The following is a 7,401-nucleotide window of genomic DNA, read 5'->3' as shown; positions in this document are numbered from 1 at the left end:
TCGGCCAGGAGCAGTCGGTCACAACGGGCAGATATCGGTTGTGGATTAAACCCGCTATGACCGCTTCTCCACCTGGCTTATCAGCCAGCCGTACCCCTGATCTCGCATCTCGTCCAAAGGAATAAACTTGAGCGCTGCCGAGTTCATGCAGTAGCGCAGTCCGGTAGGCGCTGGACCATCGTCAAACACGTGACCCAGGTGTGAGTCTGCATATCGGCTACGGATCTCAGTTCGGACCGAAAAAAGCCCTCTATCCTCGTTCTCCACCACCCAGTCAGATTGAATTGGTTGGGTAAAGCTCGGCCAACCCGTACCAGAATCATACTTGTCACGGGATGAGAACAGCGGCTCACCGGACACGATGTCGACATAAATTCCTGCTCGACTCTCATCGTCGTATGCGTTTTTATAGGCCGGCTCAGTGCCATCCTTCTGGGTAACGCTATATTGCTCTTCCGTTAACCGGGCCCTGAGCATCTCGTCACTCGGCTTCTTGAAGGTGTCGGGATCAAAGCCATTTACCATGTCTTGCTGCCCGGGAGACTCGTCGCCTTTTGCCGGGCTATACTCGGAAAAATCCACGGCCAGATCCTCGCCCCAGACCTCTTCGATAAACTGATAGCGCCCCGAATTAAAGGTATAGAACTTATAGCGAAGCGGGTTTTTCGTGTAGTAATCCTGGTGATAATCCTCAGCATCATAAAAGGTTTCGAAGGGCACTATCTCGACCACCACTGGCTTGTCATACCGGCCAGAGTCTTCCAGCGCTGCCACAGAGGTTTCCGCAGCCCGTTTTTCAATGTCGTTGTTATAAAAAATGGCTGGCCGGTATTGCGCACCCCTATCCACATACTGACCGTCGGCGTCAGTTGGGTTGGCGGTACGCCACAGCGCCTGGAGCAAGCCGTCGTAGGTAATAACCGTTGGGTCATAATAGACTTGAACTGCCTCTGTATGGCCCGTACGCCCGCTGGAAACCTGTTGGTAGTCCGGCTTGACCTCATCGCCGCCGCTGTAACCGGACACTGCTTCTACCACGCCGGGGATGTTTTCAAAGGCGGCCTCAACGCACCAGAAGCAGCCACCCGCAAACGTAGCAATCGCTAGCTTAGAATCAGCCGGCGCGTATTTTGAAGTCATTTTAGAATTCAAGTCGCTGGCAGCGTTAAGCTGGAACACAGTTAGGGTAATAACGATTGCTGCGGATATCGGTACTAGATAGCGTTTCATGATTGTGTCCTTATGCTGTTTGAATGCTCCCAGTTTGAGTGGGATTGATCACAGCAAAATCCTCGAATTATCACAATTTAGAAACGTTATTTCAGTCTGAGTTGTACATCGGTAGCCGGATGCAAAAAACGGCACCACCACAGACGCGGTTTTCAACACTAATATCCCCGCCCTGTAGCACCATTATTCTGCGCGCAATCGCAAGCCCAAGCCCGGCATGGCCGGCCCCGTCAGAGACTTGGCCGCGATAGAAAGGATCGAAGATATGCTCCAAATCCCGCGTTGGGATGCCCGGACCGCTGTCTTGTACGCACACCTGTGGCAGACCGTCCACCTGACCAACCACCACCTCAATGCGTCCCCCGGCCGGACTGTAAGCAATAGCGTTGCCGATCAGGTTATCCAGTACACGCTCGGTCATGGCCAGGTCCGCGAAGGCAATCGGCATGGTGGGGTCGCCGCTCAGCGTAAGCTCTAGCTGAGTATCGCGCGCTACCTGCCCATGCTTCTGAACAACATCGTGCACCAGTTCGGCAAGTGGAAACGGCTCCGGCGCGGGTTGTTTCTCTCGAGCTTCCAGTGCGGCCAGCTCAAAAAGTTCTTCTACCAAACGGCTGAGACGCCGGCCCTCCCTGAGGGCGATGTCGAGATAACGGTCCTGCTCGTATGGGCTGAGGCGCTCGCGACGCAGTCGCAAGCTTTCGATATAACCCTGCATCGCAGCCAACGGCGTGCGCAGATCATGGGATACCTGGGCCACTAGCTGGCGGCGCTGGACATCTTTTTCGGTCAATTGCTCGATCTGTAACGCAATTCGACTGGCCATGTCGTCGAAGCTCACGCCTAGATAATCAATTTCGTCACGTACTAATGGTCGCCTGTCACGCCACGTCACGCGCGGACTCAGACTCATATTGTTGCTCTCAAACTCCTGCACCAGGCGTGTCAAGGAAGTTAGACGGTGCGTCAGCAATCGGAAAATAACCAGTCCGGTAACCATAGCCACCGCCAGACTGATCAGCAACGCCCAAGCGCTCAATGCCACTAACTGGCTACCCCGAGCCATGGTTTCGGCGTTATCGTATTCCTCTCCGCGCAACACCACATAGAGGTACCCCTCAGGGTCTTCTGCGGTAGGCACAGGCGTGACGGAAAAAACTTTTCGCCGGTCATGGCTGCGGGGATCGTCGCCCAATACCGGATAAAGGCCGACGTTGTTCGTTAGTTGGCGTATGGGATCGAGCGAGACCTGATTGCGCTTGATTTTCGACGGGTCCGCCGAATAAGAGAGGATGCGTCCATCCGGGTCCAGGAGGTAAATTTCGATGCTGGGGTTGATGGTCATATAGAGCGCGAACAACTTCTCAACGGCAACTCTATCGAGTTTGCCCTCGCGGACCAGATTCCTTTCTGATACCAGATTAGTTGCCAGGTCGCGATGCAATGTCTGATTGACTGAGGCACTGTATTCGCGCAACGAGTACAAACTAATAAAAGTATAGAGCAACCCGACGGACAGCAGCAGCACAAAAAGCCCGGCAGCTAGGCGGGTATAGAGTGTTCTCAACATGGATCATTCGAGGAAGCGATAGCCCACCCCCCAGACGGTCTGAATAAACGCCGGCTGAGCTGGGTCTGTTTCAATCTTGCCGCGCAGACGGTTTATGTGCGTATTAACGGTATGTTCGTAACCTTCATGGTTGTAACCCCACACCGAGTCCAGCAGCTGAGCACGACTGAACACTCGCCCGGGATGCCGCGCAAAGTGCCAGAGTAAGTCAAATTCGCGCGCGGTGAGATCAACCGCCTTGTCCCCAACTAACACCCGACGGCGCATTGGGTCGATACGCAGACCGCCCGCGACCAGCTCTTCATCGCAGGCTTCTAGCATCGGCGCCGACGCCATAGCATCCACCCGCCGGAGCAAAGCCTTAACACGTGCAGACAATTCGGCGACACTGAAAGGCTTAGTCAGGTAGTCGTCGGCACCCATTTCCAAACCCAGCACCCGATCCAGTTCGGTACTTTTAGCTGTCAAAATCAATACCGGAACATAACCCGGCCCAGAGCGAATTTCACGGCATACCGACAGACCATCCAACCCGGGCAACATCAGATCAAGCACCACCAGATCGATGCCTCCAGCACGAAAACGGTCTAGCCCTGTATTACCCCGATCACACAGAATCGGATTCAGGCCAAGCTCGGCCACATGAATGCAGACGAGCTCACCAATCTCTAGATTGTCTTCAACGATCAATACGTTTCGTGTCATAGACTAAAGGTACCAGACAAGCGCTCCATTAATTCATGGAGTCCGATTTCTGCATGTCCTCGTGATCCATATCGTCGTCCATCTTTTTATCCATGCTGTCTTTCATCGTGTCTTCCATAACCATGCCTTTATGTTCCATATCAGGCTCTGTGGCGTCCGGCATGTCATCATTCATCATCTTTTGATGATCCATCGACTTCTTCATGTCGTCCTTCATCATACCGTCATCGGATGCCATGTCAGCTGCCTGACTAACGCTTGCCATCAGTCCTAACAGGCACATTGCCGCGATTCTTGTCATGTTGTTCATAGTAATTACTCCAAGGATGAACGCTTGCCGATATGACAGGCTCGGTATCATCTTCTGCGTCCATCCTTACGAGACAATCACCGGTTAATAAAGAATGTATCTCGAAAACTTCACGAATGTGTCACGGACGATGGCTGCCCCTTATCACGATGCAGAGCTGAGTTACACCGATGCTCGCGTGTGAGTTGATATCAAGCAAACCCTGTGAATCACATCTGGTTTCATAGACACATTGACTGTCCGCTCCTGGCCGATAGCAGCCAGTACCGAATGGCAGGTAACGAAAGTAGACCTTTAACGCCGGTGGATGTCATAGATGCGAGTAATGACTCGGCGCCATCAGAATTGTGACAGCGCTGAATCAAGCTTGTCCGGCTATTAGAGAGGCTGCCAGTTAAATCACTGAGCCATTATCGCGTTGTATTGTTTCGTGTACTCAGCGTAGGGAAGATTTCTTTTAGAAAGTTCTTCCACTTGCATTTGCTTGTACTGGTCTTTGGACATGGGTGCAGGCGCAAGGGGCGAAATGAACTGGTTGGACTTGTTAGCATCAAGATTGCCCAGACATTGATACTTGGTCACCATCTGGCCGCGCAAACAAGAACCGTATCCATCTCTAGCGTAACAATTCTCGACTTGACCTCCGAACGGTTCAGCGGCGCCATACCCCCAGACCTTACATTTCTGATTCGCAATTTGTTTTGCTTGATTAGTGTCGACAATGGCCTTTTCCATGAACGCGATATCGTAAGCCATATCTACCGTGCCATCAGCCCGGCTTCCACCTGTAGCGTAATACGGTTTCTTTACCGCGCAGCCCGCTACCACGAGCAATCCCAAAATCAGTACGAGAGTTTTTTTCATAATATTCCCTTAATAGACGATGCAGTCCTGTGCGACTGAGGAGAAGTCTACCTCGCAGTTTCTACGAAGGAAACCGTGGATGGGATTTAGCTGTTCCTTATCCGCGCCTGGTCACGGCCATTCCTTTTGGGTGCACCCATCAGCCATCTCGACCAAGCTATCTTTGGGCGCTTTATTGATCCACGAGGGTGGACGGTAAAAAGCCCTATCCTGTCGTTGAAAAAATAGGACCCAAATATGTTCCCCGCAAAGTCATTCTGTCGAAGCTGTAGACATGGGCATAGGGGCTTTCAACACAACGGCCTACAAGGGGATACTTCTGGTCTGGTTTGCCGGGTCGAAGTTCGACGTTGCTTCCACAGATAGGGCAGTCAGTTGAAAACCGAACAAGCCTTGTCCATCGATACTTTTCTTGTCTGAACATCTCCAGCTCGCATCCATCCTCTCTCAACGCTGTGACCCAAAGCGGTGCTTTGACGATGCAGTCGTCTATGACCTGAAACCAAGGGGCGTAAACCTGTTTCCAAATGAACACAAAGCCCATCAGTGTGACGGCGAGGGTGATGAGGCTCGCCATGGTGATAGGTCCTTCGCTTAGGCTGAGACTGAGCAGCATGACCCCAAGCATGGCCACCGAAATTACGCTACCGAGCAGGATGGTACTGAGAAAGGTGATTCCTCTAACGCTAAGGTTGGGCATCATTCCGTCGCGCAGAAACAACCGGGCGGCGAATGACGGCTTTATTGATCCATTTTCGGAGCGGCGGTAGACCACGGTCGATGAGGGAGCCGATTCTTCTTGTGCTGAGATGTTCGCGGGTAACAGTTCGAGCCAGTAGAGACTGACAACACCTCTTCCACCACCAGGCATGTAACCCATACGAAGACGAGGTTCATCTGCCGGTTGAGCGAGTCTCAATGCTCTGTTTAGGACTTTGATGTTGGGAATCCAGTCTTTGGCCCCTTTGTCCCTTTCGGCGAACGTGCCGCAGCTTTTGAGCAGCGCGTCGGCCTCGAAGGTTAACTTTTCGTCTGAATCAGGCCGTTCCAGGGATGAATTCACCATAAACAGCAGGATTTCGTAAGCGCGTCCTCTTGCTGGATTTTCTATGAGATGAGATTTGAGGCGCTGGAGTGCTTCGATCATGCAATTCCCTATGCTAATGATAAATATAGACTTTTTAACCTGAATTACCGGATTTCGGCGGTTATTGGAGGTTTTCTTCTCCGCATATTATCAATCTTGAGGCCTTCTTAACTCCAGAGGAAAGCCTAATGACTATGACAGTTGCAGTAGATGCCAATGGACGAGTAGTTTCGATAATCGAAGTAGTGCGCGGTTTGGGTTGCAAATGCCGATGTATTGAATGCGACGAAACCGTGATTGCGCGTAAAGGCCAGCAACGGATCCACCATTTCTCACATGCTTCGCAGAAAATTCCCTGTGAGGTGACGCCCGAGAGTTTCTTGCATCGATACGCCAAGCAGGTTGTAAAAGAAAGTTTGGGGTTGCAGTTGCCCCCGCAGCCAGGACATGTTCCTGACTCTGAAGATCAAAGCTCTTGGTGGGATTTTGAGTCGGTCAAAGAGGAGGTCTGGATGGGTGATTTCAGACTTGACCTGATCGCAGAGCTGTCAGATGGCCCATTGCTAATCGAGTTCGCATGTACCTCTTTCGTTCTGGATGAAAAGCAGGTGCGGATCGAGCGTGCTGGCATTCGTGCAATCGAGATCGATCTGAGTGGCTTGTGCGTTCAACCTTCATCAGAGGGGATGCTAGGGCTCAAAAATGCGATTCTGCATGACACTGACTTGAAGCGGTGGCTTTACCCACTAGCTCCAGCAATTGACCTGGTTTGTGAATCCCCGCTGTCGTTTACGGAAACCATCGTGGAGTATGATCGGATCCCAAAATTTCCCGAGCGAGTGAGATTCACAATTCAGGGTTTGTGGGTGGATCTTCGGGTCCTTGAGCATGGGTCTGTAGTGTTGAGGTCTGTCGCATACAGTCCATTGATCGTTGACCTGCTCAAGCGGCTTGCTCGGCAATACAGCGGCCACTATGTAGCCAAGTACAGGAACTGGATGTTCCCCTCTTGGGCGAGAGGACTACTTCAGCAGGCGCTTGAGGCTTTGGCTGATAGTGACAACTCCATTCCCGCACAAGCGCTCACCCTCCGTCATGACGAGCCGCTCGTGAATGGCGCTCAGCTTGGAATCAGCCGTTACCTGGATGGTCGGTTGGTTCTTAAGCAATACCAGACAGGCCATGCACCAGCGTGCCTGCCTACAGGTGAGTTTCGAATTCGGCATTTCGGTACCGACTTGGACTGCGAGACACTGGAAGGCTTTTTCGAGGCCAGTGCAGTTGAACTTCTCTGTGTTGAGGTACTCCAGATACAGGGACAGGCAGATTTCGTTTACAAAGTTCGCCGTTGATTAGTGATTAAACCTTACTAGAGGGGCTCGTTGAGAGCGGCACCGTTTCGTAAACGATTGGTAGTCTGGGGATGGCTGATCCCGCTTTGTGTAATATTGGTAACGTCCTACATCGAATTGTTGGGACCATGAACATGGACGTACCACAGCCTTACGACTTCGTCAGCGACATTCTGAATCGCTCCAGGTTCAGTAGACACATGCTGAGTGCAGGCCAATTCAATGCCTGGGCTTGTCATGCATAGTGGGGGAAGTCCAGCATTGATAACCGGCTAGTTATCAA

At 51.9% G+C, this 7,401-nt stretch carries 7 protein-coding genes; 1 reads left to right on the top strand and 6 read right to left on the bottom strand.

Features of this window, described 5'->3' with window-relative positions; translation table 11 throughout:
• Positions 1-54: 54 nt before the first annotated feature.
• The 6 genes from msrB to ABYA88_RS05220 form a co-directional block, all read right to left on the bottom strand.
• A complete protein-coding gene (msrB, locus tag ABYA88_RS05245) occupies positions 55-1,230 on the bottom strand; it encodes a peptide-methionine (R)-S-oxide reductase MsrB (protein ID WP_373185915.1) in 1,176 nt (391 codons plus the stop codon).
• Positions 1,231-1,321: 91 nt separating this feature from the next.
• On the bottom strand, positions 1,322-2,800 hold the full coding sequence (locus tag ABYA88_RS05240) for a sensor histidine kinase (protein WP_373185914.1): 1,479 nt from the start codon (positions 2,798-2,800) through the stop codon (positions 1,322-1,324).
• 3 nt (positions 2,801-2,803) lie between these two features.
• Entirely contained in the window at positions 2,804-3,505 is a 702-nt protein-coding gene (locus ABYA88_RS05235; protein WP_373185913.1) for a winged helix-turn-helix domain-containing protein, read from the bottom strand.
• A 28-nt stretch (positions 3,506-3,533) separates the two neighbouring features.
• A complete protein-coding gene (locus ABYA88_RS05230) occupies positions 3,534-3,815 on the bottom strand; it encodes a hypothetical protein (protein ID WP_373185912.1) in 282 nt (93 codons plus the stop codon).
• 399 nt (positions 3,816-4,214) lie between these two features.
• Positions 4,215-4,679 (bottom strand): YecR family lipoprotein, encoded by a 465-nt coding sequence (gene yecR / locus ABYA88_RS05225; protein WP_373185911.1) that lies wholly within the window; start codon positions 4,677-4,679, stop codon positions 4,215-4,217.
• A gap of 205 nt (positions 4,680-4,884) precedes the next feature.
• Positions 4,885-5,826 carry a hypothetical protein gene (locus tag ABYA88_RS05220; RefSeq protein WP_373185910.1) on the bottom strand — a complete coding sequence of 314 codons (942 nt, stop codon included), beginning with the start codon at positions 5,824-5,826 and terminating at the stop codon, positions 4,885-4,887.
• Between the two features lie 128 nt (positions 5,827-5,954).
• Here ABYA88_RS05220 and ABYA88_RS05215 point away from each other — a divergent pair, with 128 nt between their 5' ends.
• The gene (locus tag ABYA88_RS05215) at positions 5,955-7,118 is read left to right on the top strand and encodes a competence protein CoiA family protein (protein ID WP_373185909.1); all 1,164 of its coding nucleotides are present in this window, start codon (positions 5,955-5,957) and stop codon (positions 7,116-7,118) included.
• Positions 7,119-7,401 lie beyond the last annotated feature (283 nt).

It is taken from the genome of Halopseudomonas sp. (assembly GCF_041579695.1).
Lineage (GTDB): Bacteria > Pseudomonadota > Gammaproteobacteria > Pseudomonadales > Pseudomonadaceae > Halopseudomonas.
This window is presented reverse-complemented; position numbering and strand designations above follow the sequence as displayed.

Bases quoted from the DNA above. Each gene is read 5' to 3' on its own strand.
- msrB (WP_373185915.1), bottom strand. From the start codon at position 1,230: ATGAAACGCTATCTAGTACCGATATCCGCAGCAATCGTTATTACCCTA.
- ABYA88_RS05240 (WP_373185914.1), bottom strand. From the start codon at position 2,800: ATGTTGAGAACACTCTATACCCGCCTAGCTGCCGGGCTTTTTGTGCTG.
- ABYA88_RS05235 (WP_373185913.1), bottom strand. From the start codon at position 3,505: ATGACACGAAACGTATTGATCGTTGAAGACAATCTAGAGATTGGTGAG.
- ABYA88_RS05230 (WP_373185912.1), bottom strand. From the start codon at position 3,815: ATGAACAACATGACAAGAATCGCGGCAATGTGCCTGTTAGGACTGATG.
- yecR (WP_373185911.1), bottom strand. From the start codon at position 4,679: ATGAAAAAAACTCTCGTACTGATTTTGGGATTGCTCGTGGTAGCGGGC.
- ABYA88_RS05220 (WP_373185910.1), bottom strand. From the start codon at position 5,826: ATGATCGAAGCACTCCAGCGCCTCAAATCTCATCTCATAGAAAATCCA.
- ABYA88_RS05215 (WP_373185909.1), top strand. From the start codon at position 5,955: ATGACTATGACAGTTGCAGTAGATGCCAATGGACGAGTAGTTTCGATA.